The sequence below is a fragment of the Lysobacter sp. cf310 genome, from assembly GCF_900114355.1.
GTDB lineage: Bacteria > Pseudomonadota > Gammaproteobacteria > Xanthomonadales > Xanthomonadaceae > Lysobacter.
This window is the reverse complement of the sequence record NZ_FOSS01000001.1, coordinates 330531-346041: the sequence shown is the minus strand read 5'-3', so window position 1 is coordinate 346041 and position 15511 is coordinate 330531. Positions and strand designations below refer to the sequence as shown.

General features: G+C 67.4%; 12 protein-coding genes. 2 read left to right on the top strand and 10 right to left on the bottom strand.

Annotation, left to right across the window (positions count from 1 at the left end; genetic code table 11):
- Nucleotides 1-24 precede the first annotated feature (24 nt).
- Nucleotides 25-2103, top strand: coding sequence for a dipeptidyl-peptidase 5 (locus BMZ45_RS01525; RefSeq protein ID WP_091631586.1), 2079 nt, complete (start codon nucleotides 25-27; stop codon nucleotides 2101-2103).
- Nucleotides 2104-2338: 235 nt separating this feature from the next.
- On the opposite strand, the gene BMZ45_RS01520 is transcribed toward BMZ45_RS01525, so the two are convergent.
- The 7 genes from BMZ45_RS01520 to BMZ45_RS21795 form a co-directional block, all read right to left on the bottom strand.
- Nucleotides 2339-2575, bottom strand: a complete 237-nt coding sequence (locus tag BMZ45_RS01520; RefSeq protein ID WP_091631583.1) for a YbdD/YjiX family protein — start codon at nucleotides 2573-2575, stop codon at nucleotides 2339-2341.
- Entirely contained in the window at nucleotides 2547-4607 is a 2061-nt protein-coding gene (locus BMZ45_RS01515; protein ID WP_091631580.1) for a carbon starvation CstA family protein, read from the bottom strand. Before BMZ45_RS01515 ends, BMZ45_RS01520 begins: the two co-directional genes overlap by 29 nt.
- A gap of 348 nt (nucleotides 4608-4955) precedes the next feature.
- Nucleotides 4956-5948, bottom strand: coding sequence for a magnesium/cobalt transporter CorA (gene corA, locus BMZ45_RS01510; protein ID WP_254776499.1), 993 nt, complete (start codon nucleotides 5946-5948; stop codon nucleotides 4956-4958).
- A gap of 51 nt (nucleotides 5949-5999) precedes the next feature.
- Nucleotides 6000-7190 carry a lipoprotein N-acyltransferase Lnb domain-containing protein gene (locus BMZ45_RS01505; protein ID WP_254776550.1) on the bottom strand — a complete coding sequence of 397 codons (1191 nt, stop codon included), beginning with the start codon at nucleotides 7188-7190 and terminating at the stop codon, nucleotides 6000-6002.
- A 191-nt stretch (nucleotides 7191-7381) separates the two neighbouring features.
- Entirely contained in the window at nucleotides 7382-7522 is a 141-nt protein-coding gene (locus BMZ45_RS21490) for a hypothetical protein (RefSeq protein WP_175488888.1), read from the bottom strand.
- Nucleotides 7523-7820: 298 nt separating this feature from the next.
- The gene (locus BMZ45_RS01500) at nucleotides 7821-8684 is read right to left on the bottom strand and encodes an HlyC/CorC family transporter (RefSeq protein WP_091631571.1); all 864 of its coding nucleotides are present in this window, start codon (nucleotides 8682-8684) and stop codon (nucleotides 7821-7823) included.
- A gap of 311 nt (nucleotides 8685-8995) precedes the next feature.
- A complete protein-coding gene (locus BMZ45_RS21795) occupies nucleotides 8996-9529 on the bottom strand; it encodes a GspH/FimT family pseudopilin (protein WP_217643133.1) in 534 nt (177 codons plus the stop codon).
- A gap of 380 nt (nucleotides 9530-9909) precedes the next feature.
- Here BMZ45_RS21795 and BMZ45_RS01490 point away from each other — a divergent pair, with 380 nt between their 5' ends.
- Complete coding sequence (locus BMZ45_RS01490) at nucleotides 9910-10419, top strand: hypothetical protein (protein ID WP_091631567.1); 510 nt, start codon at nucleotides 9910-9912, stop codon at nucleotides 10417-10419.
- A 293-nt stretch (nucleotides 10420-10712) separates the two neighbouring features.
- Here the strand turns inward: BMZ45_RS01490 and BMZ45_RS01485 are convergent, their stop codons facing one another.
- The 3 genes from BMZ45_RS01485 to BMZ45_RS01475 are packed head-to-tail and all read right to left on the bottom strand — an operon-like array spanning nucleotide 10713 to nucleotide 15509.
- Nucleotides 10713-11138 carry a type IV pilin protein gene (locus BMZ45_RS01485; protein WP_254776498.1) on the bottom strand — a complete coding sequence of 142 codons (426 nt, stop codon included), beginning with the start codon at nucleotides 11136-11138 and terminating at the stop codon, nucleotides 10713-10715.
- An 11-nt stretch (nucleotides 11139-11149) separates the two neighbouring features.
- A complete protein-coding gene (locus BMZ45_RS01480) occupies nucleotides 11150-14971 on the bottom strand; it encodes a pilus assembly protein (protein WP_091631564.1) in 3822 nt (1273 codons plus the stop codon).
- Between the two features lie 10 nt (nucleotides 14972-14981).
- Nucleotides 14982-15509: a pilus assembly PilX family protein gene (locus BMZ45_RS01475; RefSeq protein ID WP_091631562.1), complete on the bottom strand. Its 528-nt coding sequence runs from the start codon at nucleotides 15507-15509 to the stop codon at nucleotides 14982-14984.
- Between the last annotated feature and the right edge of the window lie 2 nt (nucleotides 15510-15511).

Here is a 15511-nt window from a genome sequence, read left to right as displayed (position 1 = left end):
GTTTTGGTCCTGCCCGGAGTTCCCATGAACCTGCGTCACGCTCTCCTGCCGCTGCTGATCGCGGCCGCGCTGCCCGCCACCGCCGCCCCGCGCGGCTTCGAAGTGCGCGACATGGCCACCATGGACCGCGTGTCCTCGCCGACCGTGTCGCCGGACGGGCGCCGGCTGGTGTTCGCCAAGCGCAAGGTCGATTTCGCCGCCAACAAGTCCAGCACCGGTCTGTTCGTCGAGGACCTGTTCGCCCGCGATGCGGCGCCGCCGCAGCCGCTCACGCCCGCGGGCTGGAGCGTGAATTCGCCGGCCTTCTCGCCCGACGGCCGCACCGTCTACTTCCTCAGCGCCAAGTCCGGCAACCAGCAGCTGTACTCGATCGCGGCCACCGGCGGCGCGCCCAAGCAGCTCACCGCGTTCGCGGCCGACGTCGGCAGCTTCCAGCTCTCGCCCGACGGCAAGCGCGTGGCCTTCAGCGCCGAGACCTATGTGGATTGCGCGGCCGATCTGGCCTGCAGCAAGAAGCGCGTCGACGAGCGCGCGGCCAGCAAGGCCAGCGGCGTGGTCTTCGACCGCATGTTCGTGCGCCATTGGGACACCTGGAACGACGGCCGCTTGAACCGCTTGTTCGTGGTCGCGTTGCCGCAGGCGAACAAGCAGGGCGTGGTCAAGCCGGTCGCCGCCGCGACCCTGATCGGCGCCGACGTAATCGGCGACGTGCCTTCGCGCCCGTTCGGCGACAGCAGCGAGTACGCCTGGGCGCCGGACAGCGAGTCGCTGGTGCTGAGCGCGCGCCAGGCCGACGCCAAGGAGCCGTGGTCGACCAACTTCGATCTCTACCGCGTGCGCGCCGACGGCAGCGGCGCGGCCCAGAACCTCACGCCCGACAATCCGGCCTGGGACACCGGCCCGGTGTTCAGCGACGACGGCGGCACGCTCTACTACCGCGCGATGAAGCGTCCGGGCTTCGAGGCCGACCGCTTCGGCCTGATGGCGCTGGACCTGGGCAGCGGCCAGCGCCGCGAGATCGCGCCGAAGTGGGACCGCTCGGCCGAGAACATCGTGCTGTCCGCCGACGGCAAGACCCTCTACACCACCGCCCAGGACCTGGGCCAGCTGCCGGTGTTCGCCGTGGACATCGGCAACGGCAGCGCGACCCGTGTGATCGGCGAGGGCAGCGTGTCCTCGCTGGTACGCGGCGGCCCGACCCTGGCTTTCACCCGCAACAGCCTCAAGAGCGGCGACCAGGTCTTCGTCGGCGGCGTCGAGGGCGCACCGGTGCGCGCGATCACGCCCAGCGCCAGCGAGATGCTCAAGGACGTGGCGTTCGGCGATTACGAGCAGTTCGAGTTCAAGGGCTGGAACGGCGACACCGTGCGCGGCTACGTGGTCAAGCCCTGGAACTATCAGGAGGGCCAACGCTATCCGGTCGCGTTCCTGATCCACGGCGGCCCGCAGGGCAGCTTCGGCGACGGCTGGAGCTACCGCTGGAATCCGCAGACTTACGCCGGCCAGGGCTACGCCGTGGTCATGATCGACTTCCACGGCTCCACCGGCTACGGCCAGGCCTTCACCGACGCGATCAGCCAGCATTGGGGCGATCGCCCGCTGGAGGATCTGCAGAAGGGCTGGGCGGCGGCGCAGAAGAAGTATGCCTTCCTCAACGGCGACAAGGCCTGCGCGCTGGGCGCGTCCTACGGCGGCTTCATGGTCAACTGGATCGCCGGCAACTGGAACCAGCCCTGGAAGTGCCTGGTCAATCACGACGGCGTGTTCGACCAGCGCATGATGGGCTACGCCACCGAAGAGCTGTGGTTCACCGAGTGGGAGCAGGGCGGCACGCCTTACGCGGTGCCGAAGAATTACGAGCGCTTCAACCCGGTCAACCACGTCGACAAGTGGCGGGTGCCGATGCTGGTGGTGCACGGCCAGCTCGATTTCCGCATCCCGGTCGAACAGGGTCTGGCCGCGTTCACCGCGCTGCAGCGTCAGGGCATCGAGTCCAAGTTCCTGTACTTCCCCAACGAGAACCACTGGGTGCTCAAGCCGCAGAACAGCGTGCTCTGGCACGACACGGTCAACGGCTGGTTGAAGCAGCACATCGGTCAGTAAGGCCACGCCCCCTCTCCCGCGACGCGGGAGAGGGCTGGTGTGAGGGCGCGCGACACCGCAACAAGCGCGAGTTGGGACGCCGCAGGAAATCTAGGATGCGGTATGCCGAAGGCGCACCGCATCGTTCGCGGCCGTTCGGCACGGCGATGATGCGGTTGTCGCCGCGTCCTACGAGTCGGATTCGCAAAGAAAAGGCCGCCCCGGGGGCGGCCTTTCTTGCGGTGAGCGGAAGTCATCAGCAACAGCGCGATCGGCCTTTCCCGTACCGCGCCAACATCCGTTCGTGGAAGAAGGCATCGCGCGACATCGGTGCGATATCCGGATGCATGCGCCGCATGTGTTCGACGTAGTAGTCGTAGTCCGGAATGCCGATCGCCAGGCGCGCGGTCTGCGCCGCCGTGCGCCACCAGCGCAACAGCAGCGACCCGGCCAGCAGACCGGCGTCAGCGAGCCAGCGTGTCGAGCGCGACATAATCGCTCTCCTTGGCCGTGGCCACGTTGTTGCGGCGCGCGGCGAAGGCCGCGCGCAGGCCGAAGAACACCGTCGCCACCACCACCGCCACGAACAGCGCGGTCAGGCCGGCGTCGAGGTAGTTGTTGAAGACCACCCGCTGCATTTCCTCGACCGACTTGGCCGGCGCCAGCACCTCGCCGCGCGCGGCGGCGTCGGCGAACTTGCGCGCGTTGGCGATGAAACCGATCTTGGGATTGGGGTCGAACAGCTTCTGCCAGCCCGCGGTGAGGGTGCAGATCAGCAGCCAGACGGTCGGGATCAGCGGAATCCACAGGTACTTCTCGCGCTTCATCTTCACCATCACCACGCAGCAGAACACCAGCGCCAGGCCGGCGAGCATCTGGTTGGCGATGCCGAACAGCGGCCACAGGGTGTTGATGCCGCCCAGCGGATCGACCACGCCCTGATACAGGAAGTAGCCCCACATCGACACCGCGAGCAAGGTGCTGGCGATGTTGGCGGCCCAGCTGTCGGTGCGCTGGAACGGCGCGTAGGCCAGGCCGACCAGCTCCTGGATCATGAAGCGCGCCACGCGCGTGCCGGCGTCGATCGTGGTCAGGATGAACAGCGCTTCGAACAGGATCGCGTAGTGGTACCAGAAGGCCATCATGCCTTCGCCCGGGATCAGCCCGTGCAGGATCTGGGCCATGCCCACCGCCAGGGTCGGCGCGCCGCCGGTGCGCGACAGGATCGTGCCCTCGCCGATTTCCTTGGCGGTGGCGGTCAGCACGTCGGGGGTGATCACGAAGCCCCAGTTGGAGATCGCCAGGGCGGCGGATTCGGCGGTGGTGCCGATCAGCGCGCCCGGCGAGTTCATCGCGAAGTACACGCCCGGCTGCAGCACGCAGGCGGCGATCAGGGCCATGATCGCGACGAAGGCCTCCATCAGCATGCCGCCGTAGCCGACCAGGCGGATGTCGCCCTCGCTGGAGATCATCTTGGGCGTGGTGCCCGAGGAAATCAGCGAGTGGAAGCCGGACACCGCGCCGCAGGCGATGGTGATGAACAGGAACGGGAACAGCTTGCCGGAGAACACCGGGCCGGTGCCATCGACGAACTGGGTCATCGCCGGCATCTGCAGATGCGGCGCGGCGATCACGATCGCCAGGGCCAGCACCAGCACGGTGCCGATCTTGAGGAAGGTCGACAGGTAGTCGCGCGGCGCCAGCAGGAACCACACCGGCAGTACCGAGGCGATGAAGCCGTAGCCGATCATCAGCCAGGCCAGGGTCGTGCCCTTGAGGTGGAAGATCTCGCCCCAGGTCGGGTCCGCGGCGACCTTGCCGCCCAGCCAGATCGCGAGCAACAGCAGGACGAAGCCGATGATCGACACTTCCAGGATGCGGCCCGGGCGGAAGTAGCGCAGGTACACGCCCATCAGGATCGCGATCGGAATGGTCATGGCGACCGTGAAGGTGCCCCAGGGGCTTTCGGCCAGGGCCTTGACCACCACCAGCGCCAGCACCGCCAGCAGGATCACCATGATCATCAGGATGCCGATCATGGAGATCACGCCGGCCGCGGGGCCCATCTCGGCGCGAATCATCTCGCCCAGCGAGCGCCCGTCGCGGCGGGTGGAGAAGAACAGCACCAGCATGTCCTGGACCGCGCCGGCCAGGACCACGCCGAACAGGATCCACAAGGTGCCGGGCAGGTAGCCCATCTGCGCCGCCAACACCGGGCCGACCAGCGGGCCGGCGCCCGCGATGGCCGCGAAGTGGTGGCCGAACACCACGCTCTTCTCGGTGGGGACGTAGTCCAGGCCGTCGTTGCGGCGCCAGGCCGGGGTCGCGCGGCTGGGGTCGACCAGCAGGGCGCGCTGGGCGATGAAGCGGCCGTAGAAGCGATAGGCGATGGTGAAGGTGGAGACCGCCGCGACCACCAGCCACATCGCGCTGATGGATTCGCCGCGGTTCAGGGCCACGGTACCCAGGCAGAACGCCGCCAGTACCGCGAGCAGGCCCCAACCGAGCCAGGACAGAGCTTTCATCGACGCCTCTCCGAATGGACTCGGGCAGCGTCGCCCCTGGGTCCGCCCGGGGTCAATGCGCAGTGCGGCATCGGGGCTAGTACTTTGGTCTAAGGCCGGGCGCCGGCCGCTGTTCATCGGCGCGCGACGGCCCAAGCTCTGCTCTGGGATAGGAGCGGCGTGAGCCGCGACCGTGAGGCTTCGGCGACGACGCGGTCGCGGCTCGCGCCGCTCCTACCCGGAAGCATGGCGCGATTCGGATAACGGGGGGCGGATCGCGGTTGCGCGGCTATGGGATATAGCGCGGTCGCGGCATACGCCGCTCCTACCCCAAAGCGGATGCGTGGCGGATGTCGGGTGCTGTTTGGGCTACAACCACTTCGCGCGGCGCAGCAGGCCGAACAGCACCACGCAGACCACGGCGGTCACGCCGATCACGATCCAGTAGCTGTGCTCGCCCGCCAGCTCCGGCATGTGCACGAAGTTCATGCCGTACCAGCTCGCGATCAGGGTCGGCGCGGCCAGCAGCGCGGCCCAGCCGGCCAGGCGCTTGACTACCTCGCCCTGACGGATGGTGACCAGCGACAGGTTCACGCTCATCGCCGCGGTCAGCATCTCGCGCAGGGTGTCGGTGGTTTCGTTGATGCGCACGGCGTGATCGAGCACGTCGCGGAAATACAGCTGGCTTTCCTCGTCGATCAAGGCGCTGCGCGAGCGCGCGAGCTGGCCCAGGATGTCCTGCAGCGGCGAGACCGCCATGCGCAGGCGGGTGAGTTCGCGCTTGAGGTCGTAAAGCTTTTCGACCGTGCCCTTGCGGAAGTCCTCGGCGAAGACGTCCTTCTCCAGTTCGTTGAGCTCCTGGCTGAACTCGTCGACGATGGGGGTGAAGTTGTCGACCACCATGTCCAGCACCACGTACAGCGCCGAGGCCGGGCCGTGCCGCAGTTCCTCGGACTCGCGCTCCAGACGCAGGCGCGCGGAGGCGTAGCTGCTGGACGCGCCGTGGCGCACCGTGACCAGGTAGCGCGGGCCGACGAACAGATGGGTCTCGCCGAAACGGATGTGGCTGTCGACGGTCTGCGCGGTGTGCACGACGATGAACAGCGAGTTGCCGTAGGTTTCGATCTTGGGGCGCTGGTGGGCGTTGTGCGCGTCCTCGATCGCCAGATCGTGCAGGCAGAACTCTTCCTGCAGCTTCTCCAGGATGCCCTCGTCGGGCTCGTACAGGCCGACCCAGACGAAGCTGCCGTCGTCGACGGCGAGCACGTCGCTGATCTGGTCGAGGCTGATGTCGCGGCGGACGCCCTCGCGGCTGTAGGCCGCGCAGTTGATCACGCACTGGGGCAGGTTGGGATCCTTCATCCCGCGCATCGTGCCCGTGCGAGGCCGCGCGGGCAAGCCGCGCGCACGGCCTCAGCGCTTGCGCAAGCCCGCGAGCAGGCCCAGATGCAGGGGCAGCAGCAGGCTGATCCAGTGCACGTTGCGCTGCGGCTGCACCGGCAGCCAATGCGCGAACAGCGCCAGCACCGCGCAGGCCGCGACCGCCGTCAGGATGCGCCCGAACCAGGGGCCGGCGTCGCGGCCGCGCAGCACGCGCCAACCGCCCAGCCACAGCAGCCAGCACAGCGGATTGAACAGCAGCAGGTTCTGGTTGGCCCAGCCGTAGGTGTGCTGCGTGCCGAACCAGATGAACAGCATCAGCGCCGACAGGATGCCGCATAGGGTCCAGAACGGTAGTGCGATCGCCGCCAGCACGCGCGGCCGGCGTCGACCCAGCCAGGCCAGGCCCAGGCCGACGACGACGCCGGACAGCGCCCAGGGCACCCAGTCGATCGGCGCGTCGACCGGTTCGGGCGCGATCCGATGCGGCAGGATTTCCTGTTCGGACAGGACCAGCGGGCGACCCTGGGTGTTCTTGGTTTCGCGCAGCGCCGCGGCCAGGCGCATCGGCACGTAGGATTCGCTCCACACCGGCAGCGGGCGATCGGCCGACGGCCCCAGGCCGATGTCGAAGCCCAGCCACATCCACGGCGCCGGCGAGGCCAGGCGCACCGCTTCGCTGCGGAAGGTGCTGCCGTGCGAGCGGCCCTCGATCTGTCGACGCAGCGCGCCGCCCAGGGCCCGGTCGATGGCGTCGCGTACGCGGGTAGCGCAGTTGTCGTCGAAGTACTGGTAGCGGTAGTAGGCGTTTTCGGGCTTGGCGTTCTCGGCCAGGGTGGCGGCGAGCGTGCGCGCCTGATCGTCGTTCAGGTCCAGCCACTGTATGGATACGCCGCGGCCTTCCTCGCGGTACAGCGCCAGGTCCTGCTCGAACGGCAGCGCGGCCAGTCGGTAGCGCATGTCGTTGCGCATGAAGCGGGCGACGAAGTCCGGCGCTTCCGGGTCGAAGAAGCCGAAGTTGTACGAGGTCGCGGCGCCGGTGTCGGGATCCAGCACCACGATCGAATCGTGGCCGAAGCGTTCCCAGAAAATCTCGCCCGGCTGCATGGTCGCCATGCCGATGCGCGGTACGCCCGTCGGTGCCGTGGCTGCGGTGGGCGCCGGGCTTTGCGTCGTAGCGCCCTGCGGCGCGGCCTGCTGCGGTGGCGCCGCGGAGGCGACCAGGGTGCACAGCCACAGTACGGCGACGGCGAACAACGGGGGCAGGGCGCGGCGGATGGGATTCAAGGCAGACAGCCGGTCGTCGGATCGGGCCATTCTAAGCGGCGCGGCTGACGCGGGCATGATCGGGGCGCGACGGATGCGGTTCGCGCTCGCCGGGCGGGCTCGTCCGAGTCGTGGTCGGGATAGTGCGTCTAGGGATCGTGGCCGCAACCGGCATAGTCCGGATCGTCGGCGCGCAGGTTGCGGTAGCGGTAAGGCAGGCCCTGTTCCGGATGGATGCTGGTCCGGTGCTGGTAGTCCAGCGGTACGCCGTCCGGTACCGCGATCTCCAAAGTGCGCGCGCCTCCAGTTAGCGCAGGCCGATGGCGTGCTTGAGCGAACCGAAGCCGACGCCGCCGCTGCCCACGCGCTAGGAGCCGATCTCGTAACAGTTTTCGGCCTGGGTGCTGCCGTGGCCGGGGCGGCCAGGCTCCTCGTTCTGGGTCTAGGACGCGCCGCACGTTCCGTCCGGAGCGACGACCGGCCTGCTGGACAGGGTCTTGGTGCTGGGGTAGCCCGCAATCAGGACCGGCAGGACTGCGGCGCCGGCGATGACCGCGAGTCGGGTCATTGCCGGCGTTTTCAGGACGGTCAGTCCTTGCCGAGCACGCCGACGTGGAAGGCGTGCACGCGGCGCGCATCGGCGCTGGCAACCCGGAACACGAAGCGGCCCAGGGTGAGCTCCTCGCCGGCTTCGGGCAGGTGGCCGATCGCGGCCGTGACCAGGCCGCCGATGGTGTCGTATTCGTCGTCGTCGAAGTCAGCGCCGAAGCGCTCGTTGAAGTCGGCGATCGGGGTCAGCGCGTCGACCACGTACTGGCCGTCGGCCTGGGCCGCGATTAGCGCGTTCGGGTCCTCGGCGTCGTCGTGCTCGTCGTCGATCTCGCCGACGATCTGTTCCAGCACGTCCTCGATGGTGAGCAGGCCGGCGACGCCGCCGTGCTCGTCGATCACGATCGCCATGTGGTTGCGCGACTGGCGGAACTCGCGCAGCAGCACATCCAGGCGCTTGGACTCGGGGATCAGCACCGCCGGGCGCAGCAATTCATGGATGGTGCCGGGGCCGTTGTCGGCTACCACGCCGCGCAACAGGTCCTTGGCCAACAGCACGCCCAGGATTTCGTCCTTGTCCTCGCCGTGAACCGGGAAGCGCGAATGGCCGGATTCGACCACCAGCTTCATCAGATCGAGAAACTTGCCGTCGGCGGGCAGCACGACCATCTGCGAGCGCGGGATCATCACATCGCCCACGGTGAGGTCGGACACGGCGATCGCGCCTTCCATCATGCGCAGGGTATCGGCGGCGATCAGCCCATCGGCCTGAGCGTCGCGCAACAGCTCGACCAGGTCTTCGCGGGTGGTGGGTTCGCCGGACAGCGCCGAACTGATCCGCTCCAGCCAGGAGCGTCGTTTCTCCGGATGTTCGCTGTGTTGACTACTGTCGTCCTCGGACATTCGATGCGTGCACTAAGCCCTTGGGGGCAGGGCGAGGCCGCCAGTTTAACCCGGATGGCCCGCCGGATCGCTGCGGAGCCCCCGCGCAGGGGCGGCGGTAGGCCCGAGTCCGCCGCCTTGCCAGACTCGATCGCTCGTCGCCGCAGCCCGTCGGGCCCTTCGCGCCGGCCGCCAGGCCAGCGCGTCCGTCGCCGGCGACGGCCTGGGCGGGGTGCTGCAGCTCGGCCTGCAAGCTAACGGTGCCCCGCGCCGGCGCCGGGGAATGCGCCGACGCGGGGTCCGTGCCGCACCGCCAGGGCGGCGCGGGGGGCTCAGGTCTGCGGGCAATGGGGGCGCGGCTCGCTGTCCGCATCGGCGACCCGGAAGCGACCCTCATTGGAGAGCACGAGGGCGCCGACCGGGATGCCGTCGCGGCTGCAGACGCTGAAGCTGACGTTGCTGCCCTCATTGCCGCCGTCGGGTTGGAACACCACCCGGCGGCGGCCTTGCGTGCTGTAGATGCGCAAGCCTTGCACCGGGCCCTGCGGGCGGCCGATCACCGGGTCGCCCAGGCCGTAGCGGCGGTCGCCGTCGACGTCGGCATACACGACCCAGCCCAGGCTCCAGTCGACGCTCTCCTCGCAGCGGCCGTCGCGCGCGGCCGGGCACACGATCATGGCGCTGCCGGTGGATACGGCCATGCGCGCCGAGTCCAGAAAACTCTCGGTCATGGCCGTGGCGACCGTGCCCATGCGGACCCGAACGATGGCGCGGGTAGCGCCGGGCACGGCGATGCCGATCAATACGGCCGCGACGGTCAGCGCGACCAGCATTTCGATCAGGGTGATTCCTTTCACGCGGTTCATGCGGCGCTCCTTGCGACGAAGCGCCAGTGTCGATGCCCGAACCGGTCTTGTCCGTAGGAAATCTCCCCGGCGCCTGATCGGGAAATGCCGCGTCTTCGGCCGATGCGATGAAGGAATCGCCGCAGCGGCGCGATTCGCGGGCCGTCTCATGCAGGCTGGCAGCTTATGCATGGACTGCCGCACCACAGGACGAATCGGGCAGCGATCCGGATTCGGATTTTCCACGTCGTTCGCTCGTGCGGACGCGACACTCGGAGGACTAGGGATATTCCTACCCGACAGCGCGCGCAAACCCCGATACCGGACGTCGTTGGCCTCGGGCACGCTGAGGCCGTCGACGTCGATCGTCGGCGTGCCTGAGTCAATCGAGGAGACAGTTCATGCAAAAACACGATTCGCATCCGCGACGCCCTTGGGCGACATGCGGACTGGCCTTGGCGGCGTGGCTCGCCTTCGCCGGTCATGCCAAAGCGGCTGGCCCTGTTTACGAATACGTGGATGCGGGCAGCTACCTGCGCAACGAAGCGACGGTCCAGGTCTGGTACGGTCTGCGCCAGCGCCTGCGCGAGGAGTTCGACCAAATCTGCGGCGATACCTTCTGCGAGGGCGAGTACAGCAACATCGAATCCTTGGGCTTTCTTTGCTCGGCGAACCGCGTGAACGGCCTTATCGGTCAGTGCGTATGGGTGTTCGCCGGCAGCCAGGAAGACATCGATCCGGCGAATGGCCGCGTGCAGGTGCAGGCGCGGTCCTGGCAATGCTCAATTCCTTTGGCGCCGCGGACGACGATGGAGGCGCTGCTCTCCATAGCGGGCGCGGACTCGGCGCTGCACGCGCCCTTGCCGGGCACGCAGGCTTCTATCTACGACGGCCTGATCGCCTGCTTGTAGCGGCGCTGTGGCGCGCGAGATTCAGCATCCGGACCTCGCGATGGGAAGGACGGCTCTGCAGCCGGATGCAGGGGCCGTCCGAGGTCGTCAGGCCGCTGGATTGCCGAGATGCCGGGACGTGCAGGCGCGTAGCGGTCAGGCGAAGGCCCCGGCTTGCACTCAGGGCGAAATGGCACAACCACCGCAGCGTCGCTGGGCGCCACGATCGATCGGCGCCCGTCGAGCGTGCGCGGTCCGCGTAAGCGAGCCGCGCGGCTGGGCCGAGGACGAGGCGGGCTTTGTTGCCGGCCCCCTCACTTCCAGCAGGAGTCGGTAGATTTCGCCGTCTTCTTCCCGGTCGCATCCACGCTCATCGCACCGCACTTGTCCTGGCTTTGGTCCGAGCCGCTCGCGGGCGTCGCGGTGACGGTGAAACTGCGCGTGTCGGCTTGCAGGCTCAAGCTGTAATAGGCGGTTCCGCTGCTGCGCGGCGACTGGTCGAAGCCGGCGATTTCCTTCAGGGTCTTGCCGCTGTACTTGCCGTTGACCGTGTAGTAACGCTCCATTGCCTGAGCAGCCTCGGCCAGGTCGGCCTGGGCCTGACCGCGCCGGCTCTTGCGCACGCTGTCTTGATACGTCGGGACCGCGATCGCGACGAGGATGCCGATCACCGCCACCACGATCATCAGTTCGATCAGGGTGAAGCCTGCGCTGCGGTGGGCTTGGACGTGGGCGGTCATCGTCGTGCTCCTCATCGGATCTGGCGCCAGGACAGACGTCCGCAGGGACGCAACATGTACAGCGACGGAGCGCCCGGGGCCTGGAGAATGACCGAGCATTGCGTCGGCGGCGGCTGGTCGTCGCCCGGGGCCACGGCGGGATCGCTGTTGCTGGTGAGGAAGGTAGCCAGTTCCTTGGCTGCGCCCGAACCGCCGGTGTCGGTCTTCATCGCCCCGGTGCCCTCGGGCGGCGCGGTGCCGTCGATGGACTGCATGCGGGTGTCCTGCAGGCGTGCGGCACCGCTCAAGGCGTCCAGCCCGTACAGGTAGTTGTCGCCGCCCAAGGCGCAACCGACGCCGCCGATATCGGTGTTGGGCGTGTAGGTGAGGAAGAACAGGATGCCGTTCTGCAGCCTCGGGTAGCCGAGGAAGCGTTCGCCCCTGGCGACCGTGGTGCCGTCGCCGTTCGCGTCCAGTCCGAGGTCCAGGTACCAGCCGCGCGTGTTCAGGCCGCCGATGGTGCGGCTGGCGCTGCGCATGCCGCCGGTTTCGGAGCGGATGAACTGCTGTTGCAGCGCGCTGCGGCCGGAGACCGCGACGCCGCTGTCGAGGATGCCGTACACGGTCTGCATCGATGTGTCGGTTGCGTCGGCGGTGAAGGAGTAGCTGCCGGTGCCGAAGAACACCATCACGCCGGAGCCGGCTGCGCTGACTTCCAGGCCGCCGATGATGGGCTGGCGCTTGTTGGCGCGGTCGCGCGCCGTGTAGAGCGGCTTGCCACCCAGGGCCAGGCTGTAGTCGCGCAGGTCGAACTTCCACACGCTGCCGTGCTGGTCGGCGGCGTAGACGGTGTCGACCAGGCCGTCGCGGCCGCGGTTCTTAGTGCGGCCCTGCCATTGGTCGATCGCGACCAGATTGCCCAGGCCGTTGCTGGCGGTGACTTCGGCTTCGCTGGCCTCGATGCTGGTGACCGCGCCGGTGGACATGTCGACCACCAGCAGGGCGGCCTTGCCGCGCGTGCTGTTGTAACCGTTGCCCAGGATCGCCTTCCATTTCACGCCGCTGGCGTCGGCCACCGGCACCACGACCGGGCGGCCCAGCACGTAGCCCAGCCGGTTCTGGATCGGAACGCCCGTGCTGTCGTTGGCGGTGACCTTGTCGCTGAGCTCCCACATGACGGCCGGCGAGCTGCTTTGCGCGGTGACATCCAGGGCGAACACGTTCTTGCCGCCGGCGCCGGACGAGGCGACCAGCGCGGTCTTCCAACTGCCGTCGTAGACGTCGGACACCACGACCGGCCCGTCGACGTAGTAGCGGTGCTGATGCAGCTGCGCGGTCCGACTGCGATCGAACGGGAACAGCAGGTTGCCCATGTGCCCCAACGAAGTGGTGGGGATGTAGGCGAAGGTCTCGCTGCCGGTGTCGCCATTGAACGCGTGCAGCATGCCGTCGTTGGCGCCTGCGTAGACCATGCTGGTCTGGGTGGCGTACTTGCTCTTCAGATAAGCGGCGTACTTGAGCTCGTCGTACTTGCCGTTGGTGTACAGGTTGCCGTGCCCGTAGTCGTCGCCACGCGCGGAAATCACCACGTCGGAATTGACGATGTCGCCCAGCAGGGTGGTGCGCCTGCGCAAGCGCAAGTTGGTCCTGTCGGCATCGCCTTCCAGCGTGCGGTCGCCGCGCAGATATTGGATCATTTCGGCCGAGCTGGGGTAGGTGGCGAGGAGGGGCAATGCCGTGGCCGGCGCCCGCAACTGGTCGTACAGACCCTTGCAGGGCGACAACGCGTCCGCGCACAGCTCGTTGTAGGTCTCCAGCCCGGTGCCGGTGAACGCCGCCGGCAGGAAGGCTTCGACCTTGGGCTTGACGGTGCCGTTGGCGCGCGCGAACCGGATCGCGCGGGTGGCCGATCGGCCGACCAACTGGGTCTCGGCACGCCATTTCTCGGTGAGCGTGGCGCTCTTGGTCGTGGTGTCGAAGCCCACGGTGGAGGCGATCAGGCGGCTGTGCCAGTCGGTGCTGCTGTTGGTTGCGGCATAGCTGGGCTGTACGCTGAGGCTGTTGCTGCCCAGGCGGGTGCCGGTGGAACCGATGCTGGCCGAAGGCGAAGCGCCGCCGTCGGCGCTGGACAGGACCTCCCGCATGGCCATGGTGATCTGGTCGGGACTGCGGGCGTTGAACATCTTGCCGCGACCGTTGATCGTGGCATGCCACAACTCATCGATTACGTTGCCGTCGTCGACGGTACGGGGGTTGGTCGCGCTCCAGGTCGGGGGGAACTTGTATGGGTCGTTGGTCTGATTCGGATTGTGCGGCCCGTAGATGAGGCCGGCGGCTCCCAGCGTTATGCCGTAGAAGTTCATGTGCAGATTGCGCTGACAATCCACCGAAGGGTTGCCGGCGGGGTCGCGGCAAACTTCCTCGGAAACCGGCACGCGACCGCGCAGGCTCGCGAAGGCGCCGTCGACCCGCAACGGTGTCCCGTTGCCCGAGTAGTAGGCGGTTGCGATGTCGGCCATGGTGTCGTCGTGGATGTCGGCGTACGGCGCGCCTAGGCCTGAATCGGTATTACCGTAGCCGACTGGCCCGGTTTTGCTGTTGGTATAGCCGTCGGTGAACAGGAGCCCGACGTTCCTTTGGCAGGCGCTGATCACCGGCACCTCGCTGCCGCCGACACGTCGGAACTGTTCGCCCAGGTACGCGACGGCGTCGCGATTCGGGGTGCCGCCCTTGGCTTTCAGGGTGTGAAACCCCTGGGTGTACAGCCCGGTTCGCCCGTCGGCAGTGCCGGTGTCGTACATGGTGACGTTGGTGCGATTGTTGATGGTGAAATAGCCCACGCGTAGATCGCGGATGCCATCCATGGAGTCGGTCATGGCGCCGATTGTGGACAGCAGGCGATTACGGCGGTACTGAAACCAGTTGGCGAAGTTTTGAATCGCCGCGTTGTACTGCGCGGTCGAGTCGAAGTTTCCGGGAAGAATCTGGTACTTGCGCACTTTACCCATGTTGAGCGCATCGACTTCCACGATGCGGTCCGCACGATAGCCATAGTTCGGCGGCAGAAGGTTGTTGTTGCGTGTGGTGTAGAAGGTCGGAGGAAAATAGGCGAACGCGATCAGGCAGCTCACGCCCGCCAAGGTGACGTCTGCGGTCAACTGCTGCCACTGCCCGCCGGTGTTGACGAAGTTGGTGCGGATGGAGCCATTGGCATTGCGAATGACGCAAGGCGTCGTCGCTGGGGTATTGACCCAGGTGTTGGCGGGTATCGTCATGCCGTCGTAGACGACGAACATTTCGCTGGCGTCGACTCGGTAGTTCGTCATGTCGTAGACGACATTGGACTCCGGTTGGTTCGAGCGAATGTCGGCGCGCGTTTGAGCGATGACGGCGTTCGGAGTGCGAGTTCCGTCCGGATTGATCCACGGCTCGTAACGCAGCAGGGGGTTGAAGTAGCTGGTATTGACCTCGGACGCGCGGAACAGCGCAGCGCTGTCCAGCGGCGCCAGCGCATAGCCGGCGGGGAAGGCCGTGTTGAAGCCCTCGTGGGGGAACAGATAGAAGTAGCAGTTCATGACGGTGGTGCAGACGGTTTCCTCTGTGCCACCGAAGGTCTTGGCCGAGACGATCCACTTCGACTGACCATCGCGTATCCCGGGGATCAGGATATCGAAGCTCATCGAGCCCGAATCGTCCACCGCCATGATCAGCGCGGGCTTGATCGTGGCTTGCGCGTTCATCGGTGCCTGGGCGAGTTCGCCCGCGCCCTGGTCGGCGACGGAAGGGGCCCAGCGGGCGAGTCCGGTGAGCGCCAGGACCAGCGCGACGGAGATCAGAGGGGTGCGGGATGCCATCGTGGGGGCCTCAGGGGATGAACACGGTGTCGAGCACCGCATCCGAACTGGCGTTGTCGTCGCGATCGGTGGCGTAGGCGGTGATCTGGAACACCAGGTTGGGTTCCTTGTTCAACACTTCGCCCTGCTTCAGCGAGCTGTAGCCGCTGATGCACTGGTCGATGCGGCGCGTGATGCTGGCGCGGCCGCCGGTAGGCGGCGCGGAGAAGTTCTTGTCGGCGGCCCAGTCGCTGGGCGAATACGTCTTCTGGCAGTAGGGCTCGTCCACCGCGACCAGTTCCGCGCCCTGGCTGTCCAACTGGCGATCCAGGTCATTCTCGCGCTGGCGCACGCTGGCTTCGGCGTTCTCCAGGGCCTGCTGGGTGGCGCGATAGTTGGACGACATGCGTTCCTGCAGCCCGGTGACCTGGACCGCGGTGACGCCGATCAGCGACATCAGGATCAGCAGGATCAAGGCGACGTACAAAGACGAGCCGCGTTGGCGCGTGCGACTGCGCGGCATGCGGCGGCGTGCGGGGAGGGCGGCGATCGGGGTCATCG

Coding starts and splice junctions, on each gene's coding strand:
- BMZ45_RS01525 (WP_091631586.1), top strand. CDS start 25: ATGAACCTGCGTCACGCTCTCCTGCCGCTGCTGATCGCGGCCGCGCTG.
- BMZ45_RS01490 (WP_091631567.1), top strand. CDS start 9,910: ATGCAAAAACACGATTCGCATCCGCGACGCCCTTGGGCGACATGCGGA.
- BMZ45_RS01500 (WP_091631571.1), bottom strand. CDS start 8,684: ATGTCCGAGGACGACAGTAGTCAACACAGCGAACATCCGGAGAAACGA.
- BMZ45_RS01520 (WP_091631583.1), bottom strand. CDS start 2,575: ATGTCGCGCTCGACACGCTGGCTCGCTGACGCCGGTCTGCTGGCCGGG.
- corA (WP_254776499.1), bottom strand. CDS start 5,948: ATGAAGGATCCCAACCTGCCCCAGTGCGTGATCAACTGCGCGGCCTAC.
- BMZ45_RS01475 (WP_091631562.1), bottom strand. CDS start 15,509: ATGACCCCGATCGCCGCCCTCCCCGCACGCCGCCGCATGCCGCGCAGT.
- BMZ45_RS01515 (WP_091631580.1), bottom strand. CDS start 4,607: ATGAAAGCTCTGTCCTGGCTCGGTTGGGGCCTGCTCGCGGTACTGGCG.
- BMZ45_RS01485 (WP_254776498.1), bottom strand. CDS start 11,138: ATGACCGCCCACGTCCAAGCCCACCGCAGCGCAGGCTTCACCCTGATC.
- BMZ45_RS21795 (WP_217643133.1), bottom strand. CDS start 9,529: ATGAACCGCGTGAAAGGAATCACCCTGATCGAAATGCTGGTCGCGCTG.
- BMZ45_RS01480 (WP_091631564.1), bottom strand. CDS start 14,971: ATGGCATCCCGCACCCCTCTGATCTCCGTCGCGCTGGTCCTGGCGCTC.